The sequence below is a fragment of the Streptomyces sp. NPDC059010 genome (assembly GCF_042740355.1).
GTDB lineage: Bacteria > Actinomycetota > Actinomycetes > Streptomycetales > Streptomycetaceae > Streptomyces.
In genome coordinates, this window is sequence record NZ_JBHYJA010000043.1 from 1 (window position 1) to 26,962 (window position 26,962).

The 26,962-nt window shown below is 70.8% G+C and carries 20 protein-coding genes; 6 read left to right on the forward strand and 14 right to left on the reverse strand.

From position 1 onward, the window contains the following. Positions 1 to 170: 170 nt before the first annotated feature. The 5 genes from ACFWYS_RS35330 to ACFWYS_RS35350 form a co-directional block, all read right to left on the reverse strand. The gene (locus tag ACFWYS_RS35330; RefSeq protein ID WP_384777836.1) at positions 171 to 686 is read right to left on the reverse strand and encodes a hypothetical protein; all 516 of its coding nucleotides are present in this window, start codon (positions 684 to 686) and stop codon (positions 171 to 173) included. 502 nt (positions 687 to 1,188) lie between these two features. After that, positions 1,189 to 3,408, reverse strand: a complete 2,220-nt coding sequence (locus ACFWYS_RS35335) for a tetratricopeptide repeat protein (RefSeq protein ID WP_384777839.1) — start codon at positions 3,406 to 3,408, stop codon at positions 1,189 to 1,191. A 763-nt stretch (positions 3,409 to 4,171) separates the two neighbouring features. After that, entirely contained in the window at positions 4,172 to 4,624 is a 453-nt protein-coding gene (locus ACFWYS_RS35340) for a hypothetical protein (RefSeq protein ID WP_384777842.1), read from the reverse strand. Then, entirely contained in the window at positions 4,621 to 5,142 is a 522-nt protein-coding gene (locus tag ACFWYS_RS35345; RefSeq protein WP_384777845.1) for an RNA polymerase sigma factor, read from the reverse strand. The genes ACFWYS_RS35340 and ACFWYS_RS35345 overlap by 4 nt, the downstream gene beginning before the upstream one ends. Further along, complete coding sequence (locus ACFWYS_RS35350; protein ID WP_384777848.1) at positions 5,126 to 5,575, reverse strand: DUF3995 domain-containing protein; 450 nt, start codon at positions 5,573 to 5,575, stop codon at positions 5,126 to 5,128. Before ACFWYS_RS35350 ends, ACFWYS_RS35345 begins: the two co-directional genes overlap by 17 nt. 954 nt (positions 5,576 to 6,529) lie before the next feature. Here ACFWYS_RS35350 and ACFWYS_RS35355 point away from each other — a divergent pair. Continuing rightward, positions 6,530 to 6,925, forward strand: a complete 396-nt coding sequence (locus ACFWYS_RS35355; protein WP_384777851.1) for a Tn3 family transposase — start codon at positions 6,530 to 6,532, stop codon at positions 6,923 to 6,925. Next, the gene (locus ACFWYS_RS35360; RefSeq protein ID WP_384777854.1) at positions 6,922 to 7,068 is read left to right on the forward strand and encodes a hypothetical protein; all 147 of its coding nucleotides are present in this window, start codon (positions 6,922 to 6,924) and stop codon (positions 7,066 to 7,068) included. Before ACFWYS_RS35355 ends, ACFWYS_RS35360 begins: the two co-directional genes overlap by 4 nt. A 66-nt stretch (positions 7,069 to 7,134) precedes the next feature. On the opposite strand, the gene ACFWYS_RS35365 is transcribed toward ACFWYS_RS35360, so the two are convergent. Then, entirely contained in the window at positions 7,135 to 7,575 is a 441-nt protein-coding gene (locus ACFWYS_RS35365) for an SRPBCC family protein (RefSeq protein WP_384777857.1), read from the reverse strand. Between the two features lie 156 nt (positions 7,576 to 7,731). Between ACFWYS_RS35365 and ACFWYS_RS35370 the strand changes: the two genes are divergently transcribed. Together ACFWYS_RS35370 and ACFWYS_RS35375 are read left to right on the forward strand one after the other, a co-directional pair. Continuing rightward, the gene (locus tag ACFWYS_RS35370; protein ID WP_384777860.1) at positions 7,732 to 8,778 is read left to right on the forward strand and encodes a DUF2278 family protein; all 1,047 of its coding nucleotides are present in this window, start codon (positions 7,732 to 7,734) and stop codon (positions 8,776 to 8,778) included. 135 nt (positions 8,779 to 8,913) lie between these two features. Further along, positions 8,914 to 10,134, forward strand: a complete 1,221-nt coding sequence (locus ACFWYS_RS35375; protein WP_384777863.1) for a cytochrome P450 — start codon at positions 8,914 to 8,916, stop codon at positions 10,132 to 10,134. A gap of 38 nt (positions 10,135 to 10,172) precedes the next feature. Here the strand turns inward: ACFWYS_RS35375 and ACFWYS_RS35380 are convergent, their stop codons facing one another. Further along, positions 10,173 to 11,594, reverse strand: a complete 1,422-nt coding sequence (locus ACFWYS_RS35380; protein WP_384778063.1) for a family 43 glycosylhydrolase — start codon at positions 11,592 to 11,594, stop codon at positions 10,173 to 10,175. Positions 11,595 to 11,649: 55 nt separating this feature from the next. After that, the gene (locus ACFWYS_RS35385) at positions 11,650 to 13,149 is read right to left on the reverse strand and encodes a family 43 glycosylhydrolase (protein WP_384778065.1); all 1,500 of its coding nucleotides are present in this window, start codon (positions 13,147 to 13,149) and stop codon (positions 11,650 to 11,652) included. Positions 13,150 to 13,399: 250 nt separating this feature from the next. On the opposite strand from ACFWYS_RS35385, the gene ACFWYS_RS35390 reads away from it, so the two are divergent. Next, the gene (locus tag ACFWYS_RS35390; RefSeq protein WP_384777866.1) at positions 13,400 to 15,397 is read left to right on the forward strand and encodes a flavin monoamine oxidase family protein; all 1,998 of its coding nucleotides are present in this window, start codon (positions 13,400 to 13,402) and stop codon (positions 15,395 to 15,397) included. Positions 15,398 to 15,431: 34 nt separating this feature from the next. On the opposite strand, the gene ACFWYS_RS35395 is transcribed toward ACFWYS_RS35390, so the two are convergent. The 4 genes from ACFWYS_RS35395 to ACFWYS_RS35410 all read right to left on the reverse strand — a co-directional run bounded on the left by ACFWYS_RS35395 (position 15,432) and on the right by ACFWYS_RS35410 (position 22,418). Beyond that, positions 15,432 to 18,119 carry a SpoIIE family protein phosphatase gene (locus ACFWYS_RS35395; protein WP_384777869.1) on the reverse strand — a complete coding sequence of 896 codons (2,688 nt, stop codon included), beginning with the start codon at positions 18,117 to 18,119 and terminating at the stop codon, positions 15,432 to 15,434. Between the two features lie 166 nt (positions 18,120 to 18,285). Then, positions 18,286 to 19,422 carry a PP2C family protein-serine/threonine phosphatase gene (locus tag ACFWYS_RS35400; protein WP_384777872.1) on the reverse strand — a complete coding sequence of 379 codons (1,137 nt, stop codon included), beginning with the start codon at positions 19,420 to 19,422 and terminating at the stop codon, positions 18,286 to 18,288. A gap of 103 nt (positions 19,423 to 19,525) precedes the next feature. After that, positions 19,526 to 20,290: an IclR family transcriptional regulator gene (locus ACFWYS_RS35405; RefSeq protein WP_384777875.1), complete on the reverse strand. Its 765-nt coding sequence runs from the start codon at positions 20,288 to 20,290 to the stop codon at positions 19,526 to 19,528. Between the two features lie 55 nt (positions 20,291 to 20,345). Continuing rightward, positions 20,346 to 22,418, reverse strand: coding sequence for a SpoIIE family protein phosphatase (locus ACFWYS_RS35410; protein WP_384777878.1), 2,073 nt, complete (start codon positions 22,416 to 22,418; stop codon positions 20,346 to 20,348). A gap of 331 nt (positions 22,419 to 22,749) precedes the next feature. Here ACFWYS_RS35410 and ACFWYS_RS35415 point away from each other — a divergent pair, with 331 nt between their 5' ends. Then, positions 22,750 to 25,254: a SpoIIE family protein phosphatase gene (locus ACFWYS_RS35415; RefSeq protein WP_384777881.1), complete on the forward strand. Its 2,505-nt coding sequence runs from the start codon at positions 22,750 to 22,752 to the stop codon at positions 25,252 to 25,254. On the opposite strand, the gene ACFWYS_RS35420 is transcribed toward ACFWYS_RS35415, so the two are convergent. Next, the gene (locus ACFWYS_RS35420; RefSeq protein ID WP_384777884.1) at positions 25,220 to 26,026 is read right to left on the reverse strand and encodes an SDR family NAD(P)-dependent oxidoreductase; all 807 of its coding nucleotides are present in this window, start codon (positions 26,024 to 26,026) and stop codon (positions 25,220 to 25,222) included. The two genes, ACFWYS_RS35415 and ACFWYS_RS35420, sit on opposite strands and share 35 nt — an antisense overlap. Next, positions 26,023 to 26,949, reverse strand: a complete 927-nt coding sequence (locus tag ACFWYS_RS35425) for a fumarylacetoacetate hydrolase family protein (protein WP_384777887.1) — start codon at positions 26,947 to 26,949, stop codon at positions 26,023 to 26,025. The genes ACFWYS_RS35420 and ACFWYS_RS35425 overlap by 4 nt, the downstream gene beginning before the upstream one ends. Between the last annotated feature and the right edge of the window lie 13 nt (positions 26,950 to 26,962).

Here is a 26,962-nt window from a genome sequence, read left to right on the forward strand (position 1 = left end):
CGTCAGACCCAGTACCGCAGCGGTGTACTCAATGGCTGTCTCGCAGCCACCGGACTGCCCCTCATACTCGCGACACCACGCCTACAAGCTCAGTAAGAACCCGTCTTTGAACCTCAAGATCAATGACGGCAGCTGCCAGCGGCCCTCATCTGGACCAGTGGCCACTCTTCCTATGGCTGGTCGTCTGGTACGGGCAAGGCTGAAGGATCGAGATCCCGGCGCATGCTGGCACGCATGGCGTCAAAGGCGTCGAACCAGGGTCGACCATCGCTCTTGAGCTCTGCCCAGGTGTCGTATCTCCGGCCAGCGATGAGTTGCCCAACGAGGTCGCGTATGCCCCTCATGGTCTGATCAGAGAGGACAACGATCTCAGGAGGTGCCGTGATCGCCATCTGGTAGCGAAGCTCATACACCCCACCGTTGCGGTAAGCGACTTCCGCCTGACGTGCCCGTTCCGGCCAGGGCTCCGTGCTGTCGATAACGGCGGCGCGGATGTCGTTCCAGGTCTTGGCCACGGCTGCGAGGTAGGCCGCATACAGTTCGCGTTTGACATCAGTACGACGCTCGCTCTGCTCGCGGCGCCACTTGGCTCGGTCGCCTATCGATGTGGCGCCCACTCCGATGACCGCGCCCGTCAGCGTGCCTAGGAGAGTCCCCCAATCCATCGCCTCAAGATACGCCCTCATTCACGTGAGCATCTGCCTGGCTACCGCCTGGATTACCGTGCGTGAGTGATCAAACAGCTTGGACAGCGAGCGTCGGCCGGGAAGCCGCGGCGGAGGGGTGGACCGGCCGTCGGGCGAGCCGCCTGGTCATCAACGTGATGGCCGCGAGAGTGAGCATTGCTGCCAGCCCGGCTCCGGCACAGACCTGCTCATGTCGGCATGGGGACCGCGTCGAGCCGTCATGCCGGGGCCGAACTATGACGCGTAGCCACCCGGGTAGGTGATTACGGCGTAATCACCTACCCGGACAGGTAGCGGCGGTCGAATGAGCACCCACCGCTCCATCAGCTGCGCGACGGGGCCTGGTTCAACTCGCGGAGCGATCCCTGGCCGCGCGCCTGATCGGAAGACGGCGGACACGGTCAGGTCCCTGTCGTTGGTCTGTCGGCTCCGCTCGTTGTCCCATCCTCGGTATGGCGTGAGTCGCCGAGGCGACGAGTCCTGGTGCAGGGGACGTGGCTCCTTACCGCCCTTGGAACCAGACCAAGTCGCCTTGAGCAGCAACGGTGTCGGGATGGTCGGTTCCAAGCACTCTTGCCATGTCGGGCAACAGTCGCTCGAAACCCTGCACGGCTTCGCCTGTATTTCCTGCCATACCTTGCATGAAGTGCAGGTTGTTTCGGGTGCGCAAGGTGTCGGGGTGGTCCGGGCCCAGCACTCTCGTCATGTCTTGCAGCAACTCGGCACTGGCTGCTGCGGAGCCTTCCGGGTCCCCTGCCCAGCCGTGCCACCACGAGAGGTAACTGCGGGTCCGTAAGGTGTCGGGGTGGTCCGGCCCCACCATGCGCAATCGCCCGGCGAGTACTTCGGCGTAGGTGGTTGCAGCGCCGGCCGGGTCTCCTGTCTGGCCGCGCCACCAAGCCAGAGTGGCATGGGTGCGCAGGGTGTCGGGGTGGTCGGGCCCGAGCACTCTGATCATGTCCTTCAGCAGCGCAGCACTGGCGCTTGCGGCGCCGCTTTTGTCTCCCGCCCAGCCTTGCCACCAGACGAGGGCTCCGTGGGTGCGCAGAGTGTCGGGGTGGTCGGCTCCCAATACGTCGGTCATGTCATGGAGCAGGGCTGCGTAGGCAGTAGCGGCTCCTGAGCGGTCTCCTGCCGCCGCCTGCCAGCGTAGGAGACGCCCTCGTGTGCGCAGCGTGTCCGGATGGTCCGGTCCCCAGTGCTGATTGGCGGAAGCGAGCAGACGCTGCCAGTAGGCAATCGCACCCGTGACCTGACCGGCTTCGCCGAGGCTGGTGCCGGTTCGGAACAGCACTTCATGTGCGTTGAGCCGGTACAGCGCGTCCTCGGCTTGGCTGGCAAGCGCGTCGCTGTTGGCGCGAAGGGCCTGTCCCAGGGCCGTGTCGCGCTCGATCTCGGGCCAGCTGGTGAGGAGGGCGTCAGCTGCGATGCGGGCGGTGTGGTCGTGCTGTTCGGGGGTGAGAGTGTCTCGGACGGCGCGCTGGACGAGCTGGTGGACGCGGACCGCGGTCCGGGGTGTGGTGGGGGTGTGCTGGATGAGGCTGAGCCTGCGTAGGGCACTCAGGGCGGTGAGGACATCGCGCTCCGGAACCTCCTCCTGGCTTTGCGGCTTGGCGCCCGGCGGGCTTACGAGCCTTGGAGCGGCGGCACCGGAGCTGGTGCGGTGATGGGCCAGGTAGGCGCGGGCAGGGGGACTGGTCAGGACCGTGGCGGGAATGCCGTTGGGCTCCAGGAAGGCGGCCAGTTGGAGGAGGGGGCGGGCCAGCCCGGCCGGTTCCAGGCCGTCGGCGCGCTCGATGGACACCGACCATGTCGTGGCCACCGCCAACTGCTGTCCGTCGGGCAGAGCGTCAGGCGCGCGCAGGGCGGTGGTCCGGTCGGCCAGCATCTGCCGGTAGTCGGCTGGGTTGATGCCGGTGTCCGTGAGATAGGCGGCGGCCTGAGACAGGGCCAGTGGCAGGTGCCCGAGGTCATCGGCAAGGGCGGCCAACTGGTCGGCTGGCTCCGTGTGGGCGGGTAGGGCACCGGTGAGATAGGCCAGGGACTCGGCGGGAGTGAAGACGCCGACCGGGATGAGGCGGCGGCCTGCGGTCAGGGCCGCATCCTGGCGACGGGTGGTAATAAGGGTGCGGCCGGTGACGCTGGAAGGCGGCCACAGGCCGTCCATGTCCTTGGGATCACTCACATCGTCCAGGATCACCAGCCACCGGCACCTCTTCTGAGCCGCCTTGGGCTGCAGCCAGGCCAGGAAGACATCAGCGGCCCGTGTGGTGTCGCCGGAGGCGGTGCCGAGCAGTTCGGCGGCGGCCCTCGCGTAGGCAGTGCGAACCTCATCGGCCGTGGTTGCGGTAGTCCACACCAGCACATCCAAGTCTTTGGCCTGCCACGCGGTGCGGGCGTAGTGGGCGGCGAGTTGGGTCTTGCCGACCCCGCCCAGGCCCACCACCACTCCTGCCGGCGCGGCCTGGGCGACAACCGCTGTCCCGCTATCCGCCAGGGCCGTGGCCAAACGGGCAACCTCGGCGCGGTCCTGGAAACAGACAGCCTGCGGAGGGATCGTCCCGACCTGGTGCGGCCACGAAGCCAGCGGCCGAGGCATTTCATAGTGATTGTGCTGGACGCCCAGGACAGGTCCGTAGAACGTGCCGTGGCGGAAGTCGACCAGGTCACCCCCGTCGGTAGCCGCGTTCGCGCTGCCGTCCAGAGATTCTTCTTGTTCCATAATCCGCCCCAATCCGAACGAAACGGCCCTTCGACCATACCCACGCGTTTGACTCCAACTACGGCCAGCGGCAAAGCCGTTACACCCAAATCCGGGGGTGAGACGCCGGAGCGGCCGGACGCGGAGGCCGATGGCCGCCCCGGGCGTCAGGCGGTGGCCGGAGGTGCTCGCGTCGGGCGGTCGTCGTCCGGACGACGGTTCACTTGAGTTCGGAACACCGTTTCTTGAACGAGCGACGGTAGGTCCGCAGTCGGGCAGGGTCATGTTGATCAGGCCAGCCTGCGGCGGCGCTGGTCGGTGGAGCGCGAGCCGAACGCTGAGTGCATTCCCTTCCCGACAGGGTGATTACGCCGTAATCACCCCGCTGGCGAAAAATCCGATGCCTTTGCGGCCGCCTACTCCAATGTCCCGTCTCATTCCACCGAGTCGCTTCTCAATGAACCGAGTCGTTCGGCCTTCTGCCTCAGCGAACCAGGCCGCGCGGCTGAGTGCGCCGCGGGTGCTGAGTTGCTCTCCCGGCTGGGGTGGATCAGGCAGAGCCGAGTTCCGCGTTGTCTTACGTGGATGTGGTGTATGCGTGTCGGCGGTGTCCGCTGCGGGACTGTGTGACGGGCCAGTTCGGAGATGTCATGGCCAATGCGTACGTTTCGCTGGTCGTGGGGTCAGCGTTACTTCGCGGGCGGGTACAGGGCGGCGGCGACCGGTCGGCACATCCGCTTCGAGGCGTGGACCGGCTCCGGGTCCCGGAGCCGGTGCTTCCCCGTCACAGCAGCGCCATCAGGCGCTGAACGCTGCGGCTGCCCTCACGGCGTACGCCCAGGGGGATCAGGGCGGCGCGGGTCGGCAGGCGCACGCCCCCGGTGAAAGCCACCCGAGTGCCTGAGCCTTCTGGCGTCGCCGCCACGCCGAGCAGCAGGAACCGGCTCTGCAGCCAGCACCAGCCGGGCCGCTGCACCCCGCGCAGTCGTGCCCGCATCCCGTACCGGCTGCGCGCCAGCGCCTCTACGCGCTCGCCCTGCCGACGGACGACGCGCAGCCGCTCCATGTCGGGCACGACCTGCCCGAAGGCGCCCTCCAGGTCGCCCAGCAGGTCCCAGACCCGGTCGAAGGGGGCGTCGATGTACGCCTCGGTCACGCGGGCGGCGCGAATACCGCTGGCCAAGGCATGCAGGCGGCGTACGGGGTCGAGGTCGGTGATGGGCCAGGGTTCGTTCATGACGTCCACGCCTTCCGGAAGGTTTCACGGGCCCGGTGCAGCCGCGATTTGACGGTGCCCGTGCGCACACAGAGCAGGGCGGCGGTGGTGCGCTCGTCCAAACCCTCGACGTCGCGCAGCATCAGCACCGCGCGATGCTCGGGGGAGAGCCGGTCCAGTACGTCCCAGATGTCGGCGGAGAGTTGGGGGTCGCCGCGGGCGGGGAGCGCGCTGAGATCGGCCGGAACGGTGCGGGCGGCGCGGTGCGCGGTGCGGATCGCCTCCCGCACGGCGATGGCACGGACCCAACCGTGCAGTGCGGCCGGGTCCTTCAGGGTGCGCAGCGACTTGAACACCGCCACCAGGGCCTCCTGCGCAGCGTCCGCGCCTTGGCCCAGTGCTATGGGCGCGCAGACACGGCCCACGTACGGTGCGAGGACGTCCAAGAGTTCGGCCATGGCGAGGGTGTCGCCACGCTGGGCGGCTCGCACGAGCCGGACCGTCCGGTCATCGTGTTGTTCATCAGGCACGGGCCGCATCCTTCCACCGCGCCACGCGCAGGGCGGCGACGGCCAGGACGGCGCACAGTGGGGTGTAGAGCATGAGGTTGAGCCAGTAGAAGGCGGTGTCGGCCTCCCTGGCGAACAGCCAGTACGCCCCGGCCAGAGCGCGCAGTGAGAGGCCCGCGGCCACGGCCAGCGTGCCGAGGCGGAGCAGCAGGTGGCGGGGCCGGCGGGAGCGGGCGAGGACGAAGGCTGCAGCGGTGAGGAGCAGGGCGGCCAGAGGGATCAGGATCGGTGGTGTGAACGGCACATCCGTACCGAGAACCGCGTCGGACAGGCTCCTGCCGTCGGCCGCGGGCCAGGTGGCTCCCGTCGTCCAGTACAAGTGGAGCACAGCGTCCACGGTGAGCACCGAGGCGACGAGTGCGGCAGCGCGGGTGGGGGCGGGGGTGTGGGGCCGGTACGGCATGTGGCCTCCTACGCAGGCGAGGTTGAATTCCGTCGCCCTGTTGAGGAGCCGTCCGCGCGAAACGTTCCCTCGAGGTACGTGAATTTTTCGGAGGTGTGCGGGGTCCACCCGGGCCCCGGCTGTCGAGCGGGCCTCCTGTGCCGGGGCGGATCGAGCGCGCCAACAGCAGGGCTGGGTCTGCCGTCGACGTTTCGCTCCTTCGGCTCGCCGACGTTGAAGGCGACATTGCCCGTCCCACGGGCTTGTGGCAGGTCTGTGGGCGTCCTTCTCGACGAACCGAGTCCACGTGTCTCACCCAATCAAGTCCACGCAGGACGACTACAGAGCGAGCGCCAGGATCCACGCGATCTGCGAGCTACCCCCGCGGGCGCGGGGACGACACGACGGGGCGCACGATCAGCGGGTACCCCTCCGAGCTACCCCTGCGGGCGCGGGGGTAGGTCGTACTGGCCGTGACGGTGCGGCCGTCCGTTGCCGTCGTCCCCGCGCCCGCGGGGACATCCCGGTCGTACGGGCACGCCGGGTCCGGAGACGCACGGCCCGCGAGGTGCTTCTGCCGTCGTGGCTCCTGGACGATGGCACGATTGATGAACAGCCGTTGACGATACGGGAGTTGGGAGTCTCATTGCGGGATGTGCGGCGTATTCAGACGGCGGTGCTGGGCAGTGCGGATTCCGAGGAGCCGTTGCTGTTGCCGCTGGAGGCGATTGAGGTGGATGCGTTCCGGCAGCGGCATGAGGGGAAGTCGTTCTGGTGCGGGCGGCTGCTGGGTGGGTGTGGCGGGCACACGGTCTTCCATATCGCGGCGGGAACGCTGGCCCGGGGGCCGTCGCAGGTGTCGTTGAGGAGATCCATGGTCAGTGCCACGGACTTGCCGTCCGGCCCCTTGGCCGAGAACTTGACCCCCTGCGCTGCCCACGGGTTTGCACGGACAGAGGCGAACTGCACCGGGGCGTGGTACGCCGCGAAGTCCTTGCCGTTCCGGGTGAGGGTGACGGTGCCCGGCCGAACTGGAACAACGCGAACACCGTGCTGCACTACGGCAAGGACGGCGCCCTCACTGGTCCCGACAAGGAGCACGCCGAGACGTCCATGCTCGCGCTGCACCTGCTCCAGTCCGCGCTCGTCCACGTCAACACCCTGCTGCTCCAGCAGGTCCTGGCAGAGCCCAGTTGGGCCAAGAAGCTGAGCGCCGAGGACCGGCGCGGCCTGACCGCGCTGTTCTGGTCGAACATCAAGCCGTACGGCACTTTGCATCCCTGCGACGCCAGTCCCGTGGATTCACGGCGGCCGGCGATGAGCGCCACGCATGGGGACTGTTCAGCCGCAACCTCTGGCTCGACGACATGATGGGGGACCTCTACACCGTCATGGACCTGCTCTCACCTCACATCGCAGAAACTGGCTACTGCGGGCACTTCCGCGAGGAGTTCGACGCCGAGCCGACCACCCTCACCTTCCGAGAGGGCGCCTTCGGGCCGCTGAAACTCTGATCCAGTTCAATCCCTGAACGTCGAAGAGGTTAAAGAACGAGCTAAGAGCGCCGCCGACGCCTCACGTCACGCCCGCCGCAGCAACCGGTTCACCGCCCGCCCGAACACATACCGAGCCACCCGCTTCACCACCCCGTCCAGCACCCCCGGCACGAACCGCACCCGCAGCTCCTCCCGCCACACCACCCGCGTCCGCCCGCCCGGACCGGGCCGTACCTCGATCTCGGCCCAGCCCGTGATCACGCGGCCCCGCTTCTCCAGTCGGCACCGGCCGGGTGTGTCGTCCCCGGGGGGCTGCCACACCGTCACCTCCATCGGATCGGCGAAGGAGAGCGGGCCGAGTCCGGAGCGGGCGACGAACAGCGTGCCCTCGTGGGTCGGTTCGGGGGTGGTGACATGGACGCGGGTCAGGGGGACGACCTCGGCGTGGCGGGGCCACTCCGTCAGACGGCGCCAGGTCTCGGTGAGGGGGAGTGGAACCGTGCGTTCGAGCAGGAAGTTCGCCACGCAACGATCTTACGTATACGGGGTGCGCCGACGGTCCGGACAGTGGTCGGACGGCGGACGTACGCGGAGTGAACTCGCCTCCCGTCGCGCCGCCCGCGCCCTACGCTTTCGGCCAAGGGCGGGCAAACCGCCCGCCCAACGGGGGAGTTGGTCGCCATGCCACTGAAGACGTACGGCGTACTCGTCGGACGAGCCGTCGACACCCGGCGCGAGGGCGCCCACGACACGCCGCACTACCAGATCCACCTCACCGACGAGCACGGCACGCGCCCCCACTCTCGAATTCACTCAAGCGGGGGGACCCCCTTCCGGGCCGCCGTCAACGTCCAGTCCCAGCAGAAGCCCTCCGAGCTGCTGTACTTCGTCAGCGAGGACTTCCGGCACCCGATCACGGACCGGCTGGCGGGACTGCAGAGCGGCTGGAACACCCTGCCCTCGGGGCCCGGCGGCCCGAACCTCGACTTTGTGCGCGGCAACCTCTTCGACCCGGCCCTGATGCGGAAGCTGCCCCCGGACCTCGAAGGACCCGACAACGACCTCGCCGACCTCCTCGACCACTCGGTCCGCCGCGCGGTCGCCGACTCCGAGGCCCGCGTGTACCTCTTCGGCGAGCGCTGGGGCCCCGAACCGAAGGTCAAGGACAAGGTCTTCGGCTTCCTGCCCGGCAACGGCGTCCACGACATCCATATGAACCAGGGCAACAGCGGCCGCTTCCGCGACGCCGACGGTGTCTGGCAGGACGGCGGGATGCTGATCCACTTCCCGGCTCGGTCCCGCTGGGTCGGCGTCTTCCTCGCCTTCCAGAGCCAGTCCTGGAAGACGGACGACGTCACCGGTCACGCCATCGACGACGTCGACGGTTCGCGCCCCGTGCCCGGCACCCGGCCCGTCCGGATTGTCGCCGCCCTCGTCAATCCGCGCGGCCCGGCCCCCGAGGCCGAGACGGTGACCCTCGTCAACGCCTCGCCCGACCCCGTCGACCTGACCGGCTGGCAGATCCAGGACCGGCTGGGGCAGCGCTCCGCCGTGCCGTCCGGCCCGCTCGCGGCCGGCGTCTGCCTCACCGTCAGCCTCGGCGGCGGGGCCCAACTCGGCAACCACGGCGGCGAGATCAGCCTCCTCGACGCGCAGCGGCTGAAGGTGGACGGCGTCTCGTACACCGCCGAGCAGGCCGGGCGGGAGGGATGGTCCGTCGTCTTCTGACGGGCCCGTACCACCCCGTCGTCTTCCGACGGGCCCGTACGACCTGGCACATGGACCGGGGCGCGCCGTCTATCGCACCCGTACACCCGTACGGCACCATGAGCGCGACCCGCACCACTGTCGGGAGGGCGTCTCGTGGACCGTGAACGGCACGACGTACTCGACGAGTTGCAGCGCGACCCGTATCCGCACTACGACCGGGCCCGCCGTGCGGAGGGGCTGATCCGCGTCCCCGAGCTCGACGCCTGGCTGGTCGCCCGGGACGCCGACGTACGCGAGGTCCTGCGCCGTCCCGACGAGTTCTCGTCGGCGAACAGCCTGCGGCCGGACGTGCTGCCGTCGCCCGCCGCGCTCGCCGTCCTCGGCGGCGGATTCGGCGGGCGGCCCGTCGTCGTCACCACCGACGGCGCCCTGCACCAGCAGTTGCGCGCGCCCATCGTCCGCGCGCTGTCCCCGGCCCGGGTCGCCGCCGTCCTGCCGTTCGCCGCCGAGCGGGCGGCGGCCCTGGTGGACGGGTTCGTCAAGGACGGCCGGGTCGAGCTGATGGCGGCCTACGCCCGGCGTCTGCCCGGTGACGTCATCGGCAGGATCGTCGGCCTCGACCCCGCCGACGTTCCGGCCGTCGTACACGGTGGACACCGCGCGGAGGAGTTGCTGTTCCGCCCCTTGGCGGAGGACGAGCAGATCGCCGCCGCCGAGGACGTGGTGGCGATGCAGCGGATCATGGACCGGTGTGTACGGGAGCGGCACGCGGAGCCGCGCGAGGATCTGGCCACGGAGATCGTCGCGTCCGTCACCGAGGGCTCCGACGGCGGACTCACGATGGAGCACCGGCACGAGGCCGTCTCGCACCTGCAGAACCTGCTCATCGCCGGCCATCTGACCACCACGGCCCTGATCGGTACGACCGTCCTGCACCTCCTGCGGCATCGCCGTCAGTGGGAGCTGCTGTGTGCCGAGCCCGAGAGGATCCCGGCGGCGGTCGAGGAGGCGGCCCGCTACGACACCGTCCTCCAGGGATTCCGGCGGCTCACCACCTGCCCGGTCACCCTGGCCGGCACCGAACTCCCGCCCGGGGAGGAGGTGTTCGTGGCCTTCGGCGGGGCCAACCGTGACCCCGCCCGGCATGCGCGCCCCGACGAGTTCGACATCACCCGCGCCCCGGAGCGTCACCTGGCCTTCGGGTTCGGTGTGCACGGCTGCCCCGGCGCCCAGCTGGCCCGCGAGCAACTCCGGCTCACGCTGGAGGAGTTGACCCGCAGGCTGCCCGGGCTGCGGCTCGCGCTGGACCACCCGGTCACCATGCGACCGACGATGATCCACCGCTCCCCGTACCGTCTGCACCTCACCTGGTGAGGCACCTCACCGCCTCACCGCCGCACTGACTCACCGCCTCACTGGGCGTAGAACGTGGCGTCGGCCCTGTCCGTCGCCGTGTTCGGTGCCTGCACCTGCAGCAGGTAGTCGTAGTGCCGGATGTAGCGCCCGGCGTAGTTGTACGACTCGTATGACACCCCCGCCGAGTCGGACAGCCCGGCCCGCTTGTGGAACGTGGCGTCGGACGCGAACGCCGCCGTGCCGTCGTTCTTCTCCACCCACACCTCGAAGTTCTTGTGCCGCAGGTAGTAGCCGGGGAAGTTGGCCGACTCCAGCGAGACCGTGCCGCTGCCCGCCAGGCCGGTGACCACGCGGAACTGCGAGTCCGCGAGCGGGGAGACATGGGGTTCGATCCTGGCGCGGTACTCCCAGTGCCGGATGAACCGGTCCGCGAAGTTGTACGACGAGAAGCGCTGCGGCGTGACCCCGTCGGCCACCGGGATGCCGAAGTCGGGGGTGCCGTCGGCCTTCCAGTACAGCTTCTGCACGCGGGTGCGGCGGTTGGGGTCGTTGAGCGGGTCGCCGGTGATGTCCTTGTAGCTGCGGTCGTGGTAGACGAGGATGTCGCTCTTGCCGTCCTCGGAGACCGTGAACGAGTTGTGGCCGGGGCCGTACTGGCCGGTGCTCGCGTTGCTGGTGAAGACCGGTGTGGAACTCTTGCTCCAGTTGGCCGTGTTGAGCAGGTCGGCACTGGCGGAGGCGGTCAGCATGCCCAGGCAGTAGTTGCTGTCGGTGGCGCTGGCCGAGTAGGTCAGGAAGACCTTGCCGCCGTACTGGATCACCGCCGGGCCCTCGTTGACCTTGTAGCCGACGGTCTCCCAGGAGTAGGTGGGCCGCGACAGCATCACCGGGGTGCCGGTGATGGTCCAGGGGTTGGCCATCTTCGCGAGGTAGACGTCCGTGTTGTTGTTCACGGACGGGTCGCGCTGGGCCCAGGCCAGATAGCGCACGCCGTTCACGACGAACGTCGTGGCGTCCAGGGAGAAGCTCTCCCACTGGGTCTTGATCTGGCCCTTCTCGGTCCAGGTGGCGGTCAGCGGGTTGGCGCCGGTGCCCTCCAGGACGTACATCCGGATCGCCCACACGTCGTTGGTGGCCCCGGCGGCGAAGTAGACGTACCACTTGCCGTCGATGAAGTGGATCTCCGGCGCCCAGATGTGCGCGCCCATCACACCGCTTGCGTGCTTGGTCCAGATGGTGACCTCCTGGGCCGTGGACAGGCCCTGGATGGTGGTCGCGCGGCGCAGCACGATGCGGTCGTACTCGGGGACGGTCGCGGTGAAGTAGTAGTAGCCGTCGGTGTGTTTGAAGATGTGCGGGTCGGCCCGCTTCTCCGCGATCGGGTTGGTGTAGGTCACGGCGGGGGAGGCGGGCACGGCGGCCTGGGCGGCGGGGGCGGGCCCGGCGAGGCATGCCGCCAGGGCGACGAGGACGGCCATGAGCAGCCGTACGGCTATGCGTCTCAAGGGAGTTCTCCAGTCGAGGGCGGAGTGATCAGGTCGTGGGGACGAGGCGCCACTGCTGGCAGTTGTTGTTCAGCCAGGTCCACTGGCGTACGTCGGTGCCGTTCGCGGTGCCGCAGTCGGCGACGTCGGCGACCTTGCCGGTGGACTCGTTGACGATCCGGACGTGGTCGCCGCTCGCGGTGAACACGAGGCGGTAGCGCTGGCACTTGTTGTTCAGCCAGGACCACTGCCGGATGTCGGCGCCGTCGGCGGCGGAGCACTCGGCGGTGTCCATCACCTTGCCGGTGGCGACGTTGACCAGGCGGTTGGTGTCGTCGCCGAGGTCCTCGACCTTCCACTTCTGGTTGGCCCCGCCGGTGCAGGTCCACTGGAAGATGTCGGTGCCGTCGGCCGCGTTGCCGCCGTTCACGTCCAGGCACTTGCCGCTGTTGCGGTTGACGAGGGTGTACGCCGTGGGCGTCTGGGCCGTCTCGCCGGACGGTCCGGGCAGGGTGGTGCCGAGCTTGACCGGCGTGCCGAAGTCCGGGGTGCCGTCGGCGTTCCAGGTGAACTCCTGGGCGCGGGTGGTGCGTCCGTTGCCGCAGCCGCCGTTCGACGCGGAGTTGGCGTGGTAGACGATCCAGTTCTCGGTGCCGTCGGGTGAGGTGAAGAAGCCGTTGTGGCCGGGGCCGTAGACGCCGTTCGCGTCACTGCGCTGGAAGACCGGGGTCTGCTTCTTGGTCCAGGACGCCGGGTTCAGCGGGTCCGAGCCGGTCAACTCCAGCTGACCCAGCTTGTAGTCGGCGGTATTGCAGGAGCTCGCCGAGTACGTCAGGAAGGTGCGGCCGTTGTGGTACAGCGGCTCCGGGCCCTCGTTGACCGGGGCGCCGGACCGCTCCCAGGACAGGGTCGGGCTGGAGATGATCGTGAAGGTGTTGCTCGCCAGGGTGTACGGGTTGCTCAGCGGGGCGATGACCAGGCTCTGTGTACTGCCGTTGATGAACCCGCTGCCCACCAGATACAGCTTGTTGTTCGCCTGCAGCACGCTCGCGTCGATCAGCCAGCCGCCCGGCGTGAGATTGGATCCGGTCAGCGAGCCCTTGTAGGTGTACGGCCCCATCGGGTCGGTGCCCGCGCTCTCCAGCACATGCGTGCGCTGGGAGTCGCAGCAGGCGACGCCGCTCTGGCCGGCCGAGTAGTACACGTACCAGTGGCCGTTGAACAGATGCATCTCCGGCGCCCAGATGTTGGTGTTGCGGGTCGGCGTGGTGTCCGACCACACCTGCACATTGGGCGCGGTGGCGAGGCCCGCGAGCGTCGGCGACTTGCGGATGCCGAGGATGCCGGTGAACGTCGTGGTGATCAGGTAGTAGTTGCCGTCGTGGTACTGGAGCCAGGGGTCGGCGCCCTTGGCCGACTTCAGCGGGTTGGTGTACGGGCGGCCGTCCGCCGCGGACGCCGGTTGCGTGGACGCCACCAGGGCGAGAAGGGCCGCGAGGACGCCGAGGATCAGTGATCTACGGCGTTGCCTGAGCGGCCGGTGAGACATCCGGGGCATACGAGACCGTCCCTGTCCGTAATTCTGTCCGTGATTTCGAACGGAGTTCGTGATTCCGATCGTGATTGGGACAGAAGATAAAAGTGGGCCATGTCCCCGTCAACGGTTTCGTCACGCGGGCTTCGCAAACCCGCGTGCGGACGCACGACCGGCGGTGGTGTGTGAAGGTGCGCTTGCCCGTTCAGGTGATGAACCGACGGATGGGCTGCCGACTGCCCAACTCCCCCCGTATCCAAGGCACATGGACAATCACCAAGTGCCCGCCGACCCGGCTGCCCTCTCCCGGCGGCGGTTCACGACCGCATCGGCGGCGACGGCGGCTCTCACCGCGTTGACGCCCGCCGCCGCGGCGGCCGCCGCACCCCGACAGGCCCCGCACCGACCGAAGTCCACCGCCGACTGGGACACCTGCCTTGCCGTCGCCCGCGCCCTCCTGCTGGTCGACGACCACGACCAGCCGCTCGCACCGGCATACCGGAAGATCCTCGACTCCGGGCTGCCGCGCGCGAAGACGAAGACCGCCAAGAAGGTCCTCGTCATCGGTGCCGGGCCCGCCGGTCTGGTCGCGGCCTGGCTGCTGAAGCGGGCCGGGCACCGGGTCACCCTGGTCGAGGCCAACGGCAACCGCGTCGGCGGCCGGATCAAGACCTTCCGTACCGGCGGTCACGAGCACGCGGCGCAGGCGTTCGCCGACCCGGCCCAGTACGCGGAGGCCGGCGCCATGCGCATCCCCGGCAGCCATCCGCTGGTGATGAGCCTGCTCGCCCAACTCGGCGTAGAACGCCGCCGGTTCCACCTCGTCGACGTCGACGGTGAGGGCAAGCCCGTGAACAACGCCTGGCTGCACGTCAACGGCGTTCGCGTACGCCGTTCCGAGTACGCCGGGGCACCCCGAAAGATCAACCGCTCCTTCGGCGTGCCCCGCGAGTACTGGGACACCCCTTCCTCGACCATCCTGCGCCGCGCCCTGGATCCCGTCCGCGACGAGTTCAGCACCGTCGGCGCGGACGGCAAGCGGGTCGACAAGCCGATGCCCGAGCGGGTCAGGGGCTGGGCGCGGGTCGTGCAGAAGTACGGCGACTGGTCGATGTACCGCTTCCTGACCGAGGAGGCCGGCTTCGACGAGCGCACCATCGACCTGATCGGCACCCTGGAAAACCTCACCTCACGGCTGCCGCTCTCCTTCATCCACAGCTTCATCAGCCAGTCCCTGATCAGCCCCGACACCGCGTTCTGGGAGCTGATCGGCGGCACGGCGACCCTGCCGGACGCGCTGCTCAAGCAGGTCGCCGACGTCCTGCGCCTCGACCGCCGCGCCACCCACATCGAGTACTGGGCGCCCGGCCGTCCCGGCGCCGACGACACCTCCCACGTCCGGGCGGGCGGCCCGCACGTCTGGATCGACACCGTCTCCGAGGGGCGCGACGGCAAGGTCGTGCGCGAGGAGTTCACCGGCGACCTCGCCATCGTCACGGTGCCGTTCTCCGGGCTCAGGCAGGTGCAGGTCAGCCCGCTGATGTCGTACAAGAAGCGGCGTGCGGTGGCCGAGCTGCACTACGACAGCGCGACCAAGGTGCTGCTCGAATTCGGCCTGCGCTGGTGGGAGTTCACCGAGGCCGACTGGAAGCGGGAGCTCGACGCCGTACGGCCCGGCCTCTACGACGACTACCGCAAGGGCAAGGCGCCCGCCGACGGCAGCCTCCTCGGCATCCACCCCTCCGTCCCGCGCGGCCACATCAGCGACGCCCAGCGCGTGCACTACGCCGCCAACCGCTGGGCCACCCGCGACCAGCCCGAGGCGGCGCACATCATCGGCGGCGGCTCGGTCTCCGACAACTCCAACCGCTTCATGATCAACCCCTCCCATCCGATCGACGGCAGCAAGGGCGGCGTCGTCCTCGCCTCCTACAGCTGGGCCGACGACGCCTCCCGCTGGGACTCCCTCGACGAGGACGCCCGCTACCCGCACGCGCTGCGGGGCCTGCAGCAGGTCTACGGCCAGCGCGTCGAGGTCTTCTACACCGGGGCCGGGCGGACACAGAGCTGGCTGCGGGATCCGTACGCCTACGGGGAGGCGTCCGTGCTCCTGCCCGGCCAGCACACGGAGTTGCTGGAAGCCATTCGCGCGCCGGAGGGGCCGTTGTACTTCGCCGGGGACCATACGTCGGTGAAGCCGTCGTGGATCGAGGGCGCTCTTGAATCGGGGGTGCGGGCTGCGCTGGAGGCGCACGGGGACTGAGAATCCGCGAACGGACGCTGAGCCGTCGTAGGGCTCAGTCATGCGGGTCGGGGTCCTGCGGCAGCGGCTGTTCGGTCCAGATCACCTTGCCGTCGGCCGTGTAGCGCGTGCCCCACCGCTCGGCGAACTGGGCGACCAGGAACAGCCCTCGGCCGCCCTCGTCCGTGGTGGCGGCGCTGCGCAGATGCGGGGCGGTGCTGCTGCCGTCGGAGACCTCGCAGATCAGGGCGCGGTCGCGGATCAGACGGACATGGATGGGGCCGGTGGCGTGGCGGAGGGCGTTGGTGACCAGCTCGCTGAGGATCAGCTCGGTCGTGAACGCCTCGTCCGCCAGCTTCCAGTCGGCCAGGGTCCGGGCGGCCACCGCGCGGACCCGGGCCACGGCCGAGGGATCGGCCGGCACGTCCCAGGCCGCCGTGCGGTCGGTGGGGAGCCGCCGGGTCCGGGCGACCACGAGGGCGACGTCGTCCCGCGGCCGCTCGGGCAGCAGCGCCCCCAGTACCGCCTTGCAGGTCTCCTCCGGCGTCCGGCCCTGCGTCGGCGGGGCCGCGGCGAGCGCCCCGCGCAGCAGCTCCAGACCCTCGTCGATGTCCCGGCCGTGGTCCTCGACCAGCCCGTCCGTGTACAGCACCAGACCGGAGCCCTCGGACAGGCGCAGCTCCGTCGCCTCGAACGGCAGGCTGCCGCCCAGGCCCAGCGGCGGGCCGCCGGGGACGGCGGGGAACTCGACGTCGCCGTCGGGGTGGACGAGGGCCGGTTCGAGGTGGCCGGCGCGGGAGAGGGTGCACAGTCCGGAGGACGGGTCGTACACCGCGTACAGACAGGTCGCCCCGGTGACCGGTGCGGCCTCGCCGTCGCCCTCGTCCTGGTCGATGCGGACCACCAACTCGTCCAGATGGCCGAGGAGTTCGTCGGGCGGGATGTCCAGGGTGGAGAAGTTGTGGACCGCCGTGCGCAGGCGTCCCATCGTGGCCGCCGCGTGCAGTCCGTGCCCCACGACGTCCCCCACCACCAGCGCCACCCGTGCGCCCGGCAGCGGGATGACGTCGAACCAGTCCCCGCCGACCCCGCCCTGCGCCGCGTGCGCGGGCAGATAGCGGTAGGCGACGTCCAGGGCGCTCAGGCCGGGCAGGGCCCGCGGCAGCAGGCTGCGCTGGAGCGTGATCGACAGGGTGTGCTCGCGGGTGTAGCGGCGGGCGTTGTCGATGCTGACGGCGGCCCGCGCCACCAGCTCCTCGGCGAGCGAGACGTCCTCCCGCTCGAAGGGCTCGGGCCGGTCGGCGCGCCAGAAGGTGGCCATGCCCATGATGACGCCGCGGGCGCGCAGCGGGACCGTGAGCATCGTGTGGATGCCGAAGTCGACGATCCGGCGGGCGTTGTCGGGATCCTGCGCCTGCCAGCCGGAGAAGGTCGCCATGTCCGTCTCCAGCACCGACTTGCCGGTGCCGAAGCCGAAGGCCTGCGGGCTGTCCGGGGCGAAGTGGATCAGCTTGCCGAGCGGGTAGAGCGGGCTGCCCTCCCGTACGCCCCGGAAGGCGACCCGGCGCATGTCGGTACGGCCCTCCTTCGGCTCCTCGCCGCGCAGCACCGGATCCGCCAGATCGACGGAGACGAAGTCGGCGAACCGCGGCACCGCGAAGTCGGCCAGTTCCTGCGAGGTGCGGGTGACGTCCAGCGTGGTGCCGATCTCCAGCCCCGCGTCGTACAGCAGCTTCAGCCGCTCCTGCGCCACGTCCGCCCGGCCGGTCATGGTGCGCAGCTCGGTGGTGTCCCGCAGCGTCGCCACACTGCCGGGCGGCCCGCCCTCACGGTCGGTCGAGCGCTGGCTCACGGCCAGCAGCCTGCCCTGCGCCAGGTGCACCTCGTCGGTGGCGTCCCGCCCGGAGGAGAACAGCTGGGCGAGGTCGCGTCCGATGCCCAGATCGCGGCAGAGCCGCCCCTCCGCGTCCGGGGCCAGTCCGAGCAGCCGCCGCGCCTCGTCGTTGGCCAGGGCCAGGCGCCGCTGGTCGTCCAGGATCAGTACGCCCTCGCGTACGGAGTGCAGGACGGCGTCGTGATGCTCGTACATCCGCGTCATCTCTTCGGGCCCCAGCCCGTGCGTCTGCCGCAGCAGCCGCCGGCTGACCAGTGCGGTCCCGCCGGTGGCGAGGGCGAGAGCGGCCGCCGCCGAGCCGAGCACCATCGGCAGCTGGTTGTCCACGGTGCCGCCCACGCTGGCCAGCGTCACCCCGGCGGCCACCAGGCCGACGACCTTGCCGTGGTCGTCCTTCACGGGGACCACGGCCCGCACGGACGGCCCGAGGGTGCCGGTGTACGTCTCCCGTACGACCCCGCCCGCCGCGGCCGGTGCGATGGTGCCGACGAAGTGCTTGCCGATCTGCTTGGGGTTGGGGTGCGTGTAGCGGATCCCGTCCTTGGTCATCACGACGACGAAGTCCACGTCGGTCGCCTCGCGCGCCGCCTCGGCACGCGGCTGCAGCACCGACGACGGATCGGAGCTGCCCAGCGCGTCGACCACACCCGGTGAGTGTGCGAAGGCCTCGGCGACCGCGAGGGAGCGGTTGCGGGCCTCCCGCTCGGTGTCGTTGCGGACCTGCAGTACCAGGGCCACCACCGCGGCGACGACGAGGAGCACGACGATCGCCGCCTGCAGCACGAAGACCTGCCGGGCGACGGTACGCGCGCTCAACAGGGAGCGCAGGCGGCCGAGGAATCCGGCCATGCTCTATTTCTAACACCGTTCGCCGGGGCCAGCACGGGGCGCTCCGCGGGTGGAGCAGGGAGGTTGTGCCGGGTCGGGGCGCTTTTTCGGGTGCGGCTGCGTTGTGGCTGGTCGCGCCCACGCGGCGGAGCCGCATGTCGATACAGCCCCGCCCTCCTTGGCACGTCTATGGCGAGCACGATTCGATGCGCCCGGCGCCGGACGGCTCGCGGGTGGCGGGTGTATCGGGGGCCGTCGGCTTGTGGAGGAGCAGCAGGGCGGCGTCGTCGTGGAGGCGGCCGCCGACGTGGGTCAGGAGTTCGTCGTGCAGGGCGGTGACGGTGTCGGCCGGTTCGCCGCAGGTGTGGCGGGCCAGGCCCTCGGCGAGGGGGTAGAACTCGCGCTCGTGGTTGCGGGCCTCGGTGACGCCGTCGGTGTACAGCAGCAGCTGGTCGCCGTCGGTGAAGGGCAGCACCTGCAGTGCGGGCGTCTCGCCCGAGAGGGTGCGCAGACCGAGGGGCGGGGCCGGACGGTCCGGCTCGACCGGCACGACGACGCCGTCGCGCACCAGCAGCGGCGGCGCGTGGCCGCAGTTGACCACCTCCAGGTGGCCCTCCCGGGGGTAGCCCGCCACCACGGCGGTGACGAAGTCGTCGCTGCCCAGGTTGCGCGCCAGGCTCCGCTCGATACGGGCGACGACGTCCAGGAGGTCGGGCTCGTCGTAGGCGGCCTCCCGGAACACCCCGAGCACCAGGGCGGCGGTCCCCACGGCCGGCAGCCCCTTGCCGCGCACGTCGCCGACGATCAGCCGTACCCCGTACGGCGTGGACACCAGGGCGTAGAGGTCACCGCCGATCCGGGCCTCGGCCGCGGCGGCGCTGTAGCGGACGGCCACGCGGAACGGGCCGACCGTCGCCGGTATGGGCTGCAGCAGCGCGTGCTGGGCGGCCTCGGCGACGGACCGGACGGCCGCCAGCACCCGCTCGCGCCGCCCGCGCCGGGCGCTGGTGAGGGCACACGCCAGGGTGACCACCAGCAGGGCGGACAGCGCGATCGCCAGCTGGCTGTCCGGGGCGCCGCCCCGGATGCCGAGCGTCACGCTCATGGCGGCGGCGAGCAGCCCCACGCACAGGACGCTGCGCGGCCCGCAGGTGGTGGCGGCGAGCGCGGGGCCGGTGGCGAGCAGCGGCACCCAGGTCATCCCCGTGCCGCCGACGAGATCGACGAGTACGAGGGCGGAGACGATCAGGATGGGCAGTACGGGCACGGCGGCGATCAGCCGCCTCGGCCAGTGGTCATCACCGTGGTGGGGGGCCATGCTCATGTCTTGTCCGCTGTCCTCACCTTGTGGGGGGGCCATGCGCCCGTGAAATGTCCGGTTTATTCAGGAAAGCGTTTCGACCCCGGACGGGACAAGGACAGCGTTTTCAGATAGTGAGCGAGAGACCCCGGGTCACCCGGTCGGCGGCGGGGATCAGCCGCGCCCTGACCTCCTCCAGCCGGGAGCGCCGCCCGGCCCGCAGCGAGACGCCCAGCGAGCCGAGGGTGGAGCCGGCGTAGACGGGCACCGCCACGCACACCGTGCCCAGGGAGTACTCCTCCATGTCCGTCACGGCAGGCGCCAGGGGCGAGGATTCGATGCGCCGCAGCAGCTCGGGGGTGTCGGTGATCGTCCTGGGCGTGAGGTCGGAGAGCGTGTGCCGGGACAGGTACTCCTTGCGCGCGTCCTCGTCCAGCTCACGCAGCACCGACTTGCCCAGCGCCGTGGCGTGCCCCGCGTCCTCGAACCCCACCCACAGGTCGACCCGGGGAGCGCGCGGGCCGTCGACGATCTCCGCGACCCGGATCTCCCCCTCCTCGTAGAAGGTGAGGTAGGCGGCGGACGACAGCTCGTCGCGCAGCGCGGCGAGCGTGGGCCGGATCCGGCTGAGCAGCGCCTGTGTCCGGCCCGCCGTGTGCAGCGTCTGGAGCCGCTCGCCCAGGATGAACCCGCCGTCGGCGAGCTTGCGCACATAGCCGTCGTGGACCAGCGTGCGCAGCAGGTGGTACGCCGTGGCCAGCGGCAGGTCCGTCTCCCGGGCCAGCTGCTTCGCCGGCGCGCCGTTCGCGTGCGCGCTCACCGCCTCAAGCAGCCGGAAGGCCCGCTGCACCGAGTTGATCAGCGTGGGCGTAGGGCCGGTGTCAGCACCCATAGGAACAGGGTGCGCCGGGCGCACGGCCCGGGCAAGGCGTACCGCCGGACAAGACCTACCGGACCCGCGCCACGAGCAGCGCCACGTCGTCGTGGTCGTCGGGATGGCGCAGGCCGTACAGCAGCAGGTCGCAGGTCTCCTCCAGTGGACGGCTGGGTTCGTCGAGGAAGCCGAGGAGGACGTTCAGCCGGTCGTCGATGGGGTGGTGGCGGGTCTCGACCAGGCCGTCGGTGTAGAGGACCAGCAGATCGCCGGGGCCGAGCTCGACCGTGGTGGTCTCGAAGGGGACGCCGCCGACACCGAGGGGGGCTCCGGTGGGCAGTTCGAGCAGCTCGGGCGGGCGGCCGGGGCGGGCCAGCGCGGGCGGCATGTGTCCGGCGTTGGCCATGTGACACAGCCCGGTCCCGGGGTCGTACACGGCGTACAGACAGGTGACGATGTAGTGCTCCAGATCGCAGGTGATCTTGTCCAGGTGCTGGAGCACGGCCCCGGGTTCGAGGTCGAGGTCCGCGTACGCGCAGGTGGCGGTGCGCAGCCGGCCCATGGTGGCGGCGGCGTCGATGCCGTTGCCCATGACGTCGCCGACGACCAGGGCGGTCTTGTCCTCGGTCAGCGGCAGGACGTCGTACCAGTCGCCGCCGACCTCGCTGGTGGCCTGCGCGGGCTGGTAGCGGGAGGCCAGCTCCAGACCGGTGTGGTGCGGCGGGTGGTCGGGCAGCAGGCTGCGCTGGAGGGTGAGGGCGGTGTTGCGCACGCTCTGGAACCAGCGGGCGTTGTCGATGGCCACGGCGGCCCGGCTGGCCAGCTCGCTCGCCAGGACCACGTCGTCCTCGTCGAACGGCGCCGGATTACGGGTCCGCTTGAGGTCGAGGGCGCCGAGCACCTCGCCGTGCGCGATCAACGGCACCGCGAGATACGAGTGCACACCGGCCCGGGCCAGCAGGGAGGTGGCCTCCGCGTCCCGGGCGATGCGCGGCAGATCGTGCTCGCCGACATGGCGCACCAGCACCGGCCGCGCCGTGTGCACACACAGGGTGACCAGGCGGTCGCCCTCGTAGGCGGCGAGGTCACCGGGCGGATCCGCGGCACGCAGGGCCACGCTGGGGTAGGCCGCCTTCAGCGCGAGGGCACGGAAGAGTTCGGGGCCGTTGTCGGGTTTGCGTGTCCGGCGGCAGGCCAGGGCGGAGTCCAGGACGTCCACGGCGACCACGTCGGCCAGCTCCGGGGCGGCGATCTCGGCCAGTTCGCGGGCGGTCTGCTCCACCTCCAGCGTGGTGCCGACCCGGGTGGAGGCGTCGGCGACGAGGGCGAGACGCCGCCGGGCCCGGTCGGCCTCGGCGGCCGCGCGGTGCCGCTCGGTGACGTCGACGAACGAGATGGCCGCGCCCAGGGTCCGGCCGCCGGGATCCTCCAGCCGGTAGAAGGACAGCGACCAGGCGTGCTCGTGCTCGGGGTCGGCGGGCGGGCGGCCCACGTGGTACTGGTCGAGCAGCGGCGTGCCCGTGGTGAGCACCTGACGCAGAGCGGACTCGATGGTGTCGATGTCGGGCAGCGGCAGCGTCTCCCGCAGCCGACGGCCGATGTGGTCCTCGGCCGGGGTGGCGTCGATGCGCTCCAGCGCCGGGTTGACCAGCAGATAGTGCAGGTCGGGGTCGAGCAGGGCGATACCGATCGGGGACTGGTTGATCAGCCGCTCGCACAGCGCCAGGTCGGTCTCCACGCGCTGGAGCAGGGAGTGGTCGGCGGCGATGCCGAGCGCGTACACGTCCCCGAGATCGTCCAGCAGCCGCATGTTGCGGAACTCCGTCAGCCGGGTGCTGCCGTCCTTGTGCCGCACGGGGAAGGCACCGGCCCAGCTGCGGCCGGTCTCCAGCACCTCCGCGAACAGCTTCGCCACCGCCGGCAGATGCTCGGGTTGGATGAACAGCCGCGCCGCGTACGTACCGAGCGCCTCCTCGGACGTATAGCCGAAGAGGTCCTCGGCCTGAGGGGTCCAGAACACGATGCGCCCGGCGGCGTCGACGACCACCGCGGCCACGCTCAGCATGTCCAGCAGGCCGGTCGGGCGGGGCGGCTCCGGGCCGTACCCGCCGCCGTCGGACTGGAAGGAATCCGATTCGGCTGTCATCCCAGCTCCTCCGCCACCGGCCCGGGCTCGCGTGCCACCGGCCGACCGGGCCCGCCGGCCTCGGCCACGACCGGGTACCACGGCTGCGACGGCCGGCACCTCCATGCTCTCTCCGCTCCCGCGCCTTGCCCAGTGAGAGCCCGTGAACGAACCCCCGGTCGTCCCGCCCGGCCGGGCGTCGCTGCGCGGGCGTGGGTCGTGCACAGGCTCCGAGGAGGCGGGAGCGGGCCGGAGGGGATGACGTGGCGGTCGTCGGCCCGTGCGCATCCGGCGTACTAGCAGGAACATGGTCGTGTACGGGACGGGACCCATGGACGCTGCGTGAGGACCCATGGATGCTCCGCGAGAGGAACCGGACGCGCCCACGTCCGCAGGACCGAGCGCGCTCTTCGACGCGTCCTCCGACGCGGCGGCGGTGCTGTCCGCGCACGGTGTCGTGCTCGGCTGGACCCGGGCCGCGGAGGAACTCCTCGGCCGCCCGGCGTCGGAGACGGTGGGCCGGCCGGCCGCCGGACTGCTGGCGATGCCCGGCGATCCGGCGCGGGTGGCCGCGGTCGCGGAGCGCTGCCGGGCCGGCATGGGGTGGAGCGGGCTCATTCCGCTACGGCACGGCGACGGCCGCCGTATCGACGTGGACCTGCGGGTCTCCGCGTCCTTCCGGATCGGCCCGGACGAGTGCTTCCTGATCTCGGCGCGCGAGCGGCGCCCGCAGTGGACGGTGGGCCAGTCCGTGCTGGACGGTTTCCTGACCCGCTCGCCGGTCGGTATGGCCGTGATGGACACCCAGCTGCGCTACGTATGGCTGAACGACACCCTGGAACGGTTCGGCGGTGTGCCCCGTGAGCAGCGGCTCGGGCGACGGCTGAGCGAACTGCTGCCCGGCCTGCAGGCGGAGACCATCGAGGGCCTGATGCGCAAGGTCCTCGACACCGGCGTCCCCGTCACCGACTACGAGTACGAGGGCTGGAGCTGGGCCGATCCGCACCGCCGGCACGCCTACTCCACCTCGTTCTTCCCCCTCGTGGACCCGGACAACTCGGTCACCGGGGTCTGCTACATGGTCCTGGACGTCACCGAACGATGGAACGCCCGCCAGCTGCTGGCGCTGGTCAACGAGGCCGGCACCCGGATCGGCACCACCCTGGACGTCATGCGGACGGCCCAGGAACTCGCCGACTTCGCCGTGCCCCGCTTCGCCGACTTCGTCGTCGTGGACCTGCTGGAGCCCGTACTCAGCACCGAGGGACACGGAGCGTGGCTCACCGACGCGGGCCCGGCCCCCGCCAAGCCGGTGATGCGCCGGGCCGGCATGAACTCCGTGCGCGAGGGCGTCCCCGAGGCCGTGGCCCAGATCGGGGACCAGGTGGACTTCGTGCCGCCGCCGCACGACGCGCATCTGCTCATCGACGGCGAGCCGATCCTCATCCCGGTCCTCGACCCGTCCGAAGAGGTGTGGGCCAGAGAACAGCCCGCGCGCGCCGCCAGCATGCGCGAGTTCGGCCTGCACTCCCTCATCTCGGTGCCGATGCGGGCCCGCAACACCGCCCTCGGTCTCACCTCGTTCCTACGGTCGCTCAATCCCGTGTCGTTCCAGCCCGACGACGTCCTGGTCGCCCGGGAGCTGGTCGCCCGCGCCGCGCTGTGCGTCGACAACGCCCGCCGCTACACCCGGGAACACACGGCCGCGGTCACCCTGCAACGCAGTCTGCTGCCGCAGGCCCTGACGGGCGGTACGGCGCTGGAGGTGGCCTCCTCCTATCTGCCGGCGGACCCGACGGGCGGGGTCGGCGGCGACTGGTTCGACGTGATCCCGCTGTCCGGCACCCGGGTCGGCCTGGTCGTCGGCGACGTCGTCGGCCACGGCATCACCGCGGCCGCGGCCATGGGCCGGCTGCGCACCGCCGTACAGACCCTCGCCGCCATGGAGATGCCGCCCGACGAACTCCTGGCCCACCTCGACGACCTGGTGCTCCGGCTCAGCGAGGAGCACACCGACGACCAGGGAGCCGAGGGCGCCGACGGAGCCGAGGGGGCCGGGGCGGCCCACCAGAGCACGACCGCCTTCCTCGGCGCCACCTGCCTGTACGCCGTCTACGACCCGGTCACCCGGCGCTGCACCATGGCCCGCGCCGGACACCCGCCGCCGGTCGTCGTCGCCCCCGACGGACAGGTCTCCTTCCCCGAACCCCCGGCCGGACCGCCGCTCGGGCTCGGCGGGATGGCGTTCGAGGCCACCGAGTTCGAGCTCGCCGAGAACAGCCTGTTCGGCCTCTACACCGACGGCCTCGTCGAGTCGGCCGACGGCGACATGGAGCAGGGCATGGCCCGGCTGGGCGACCTGCTGTCCCGCCCCGAACTCGACCTCGGCACCCTGTGCACGTCCGTGGTCCGGCAGCTCGTGCCCGTGCCGCAGCCCGACGACATCGCCCTGCTCCTGACCCGCACCCACGCGTTGGGCGCCGAACACGTCGTCTCCTGGGACGTGCCCGTGGACCCGGCCGCCGTCGCCGACATCCGGGCCCGGGCGACCCGCCAGGTGACGGACTGGGGCTTCGGGGAGCTGGCCATGACGACCGAGCTGATCGTCAGCGAGCTGGTCACCAACGCGATCCGCTACGCCGAACCCCCCATCCGCCTACGCCTCCTCCGCGACACCCGCCTGACCTGCGAGGTCGCCGACGCCAGCAGCACGGCCCCACGATTGCGGCATGCCCGGATCATGGACGAGGGCGGCCGGGGGCTGTTTCTGGTCGCCCAGCTGTCCCATCGGTGGGGGGCGCGGTACACGGCCGACGGGAAGATCATCTGGGCGGAACAGGAAATTCCGTCACCGTAGCCCGCGTGCGCTGTGCAGGGCCTTGCTGAGGGGAACGCAGCGCGTCCGACAGGGACTTGACGCCGCCATGGGCGGTGAGGCCGCCGTCCACCGGGATCTCGGCGCCGGTGATGAAGGACGCCTCGGCGGAGAGCAGGAACGTCACCAGCGGGGTGATCTCGTCCACGGTGCCGGTGCGGCCGAGCGGTGTCTCGCGGATGTTCGCCTCGCGGAAGGCGGGGGCCGCGGAGGCGGTCATGTCCGTCTCGATGTAGCCGGGGTGGATCGTGTTGACGCGGATGCCGCGCGGGCCGAGCTCCAGCGCCGCCGCCCTCGACAGGCCCCGCAACGCCCACTTGCTCGCCGTGTAGGCGACCGGGTAGTGGCCGGTGAGCGCGGCCGTCGAACCCACGTTGACGATGGACGCACCCGGCGGCATCAGCGGCGCGAGATGCTGGATGCCGAGCAGCGGGCCGGTGACGTTGACCGTGTGGACCCGGTCGAAGTCCTCCGGGCGTACCTCGCCGAGACGGGCCCGCCAGGTGACGCCCGCGTTGTTGACCAGGCCGTGGACATGGCCGTACGACTCCCTCAGCTCGGCGGCGAGTTCGGCCCACTCCTCGTCGCTGGTGACGTCGAGGCGACGGCAGCCGGATGTCTCCGTCACATCGGTGGCGATCACCCGGGCGCCCTCGCGGGCCAGCGCCCCGGCCTCAGCGGCGCCCTGTCCGCGAGCCGCCCCCGTGACGACCACGACCCTGCCCGCCAGCCTCCCGGGGCGCGGCCCGCTCACGGCCGCTCCCGGCCGCGCCGTCGGCCCGTCGGCAGCGGCACCGGATCCACCCCCGCAACCACGGTGTTGGACACGGAACCGATGCCCTCCACGGTGAGCGCCACGGTGTCACCCGGCTTCAGAGGCGGAGGATCCTGGCTGCCGCGCACACCCCACAGCTCGGCCAGACAGCCGCCGTTGCCGCAGGTGCCGGAGCCGAGGACGTCTCCGGGACGCACCCAGGTCCCGCGCGATGCGTAGGCGACCATCTCCTCGAAGGTCCAGCTCATGTGGGACAGCAGGTCCTCGCCGACCACCTCGCCGTTCACCGCGGCGGTGAGCGCCAGCCGCAGGAAACCGTCGGCGTCCCGGTACGGCTCCAGTTCGTCCGCGGTGACGAGGTACGGGCCGAGGGTGGTGGCGGTGTCCTTGCCCTTGCAGGGGCCGAGGCCCACCCGCATCTCGGCCGACTGGAGGTCACGGGCGGACCAGTCGTTGAGGATCGTGTACCCGAGGATGTGGTCGCGGGCCTGCTCGGGCGTGAGGTCACGGCCCGCGCGGCCGATGACGGCGGCCACCTCCAGCTCGAAGTCGAGCACGCCCGACCCCGGCGGCACGGGGATGTCGTCGTGCGGGCCGTACACCGCGTAGGGGTTGGCGAAGTAGAAGGTCGGGGCCGCGTACCAGCGCTCCGGCACACCCGCCGCCCCGTCCACGGAGCGGCGTACACCCTCCACATGTTCCTCGAAGGTGACGAAGTCCCGCACGGTGGGCGGCTGGAGCGGCGGCAGCAGGCGTACGTCCGACAGCGGGACGGCGTCCCCGACGGGGCGGGCGTCGACGGCGTCCAGGGGCGAGGTGTCGTCCGGGAGAGCCCGGACGACGGTGCCCTCCACGACCCCGCAGTGCCGTCGACCCTCGTACAGGTAAGTGGCGATGCGCAATTGTCGGCGCCCC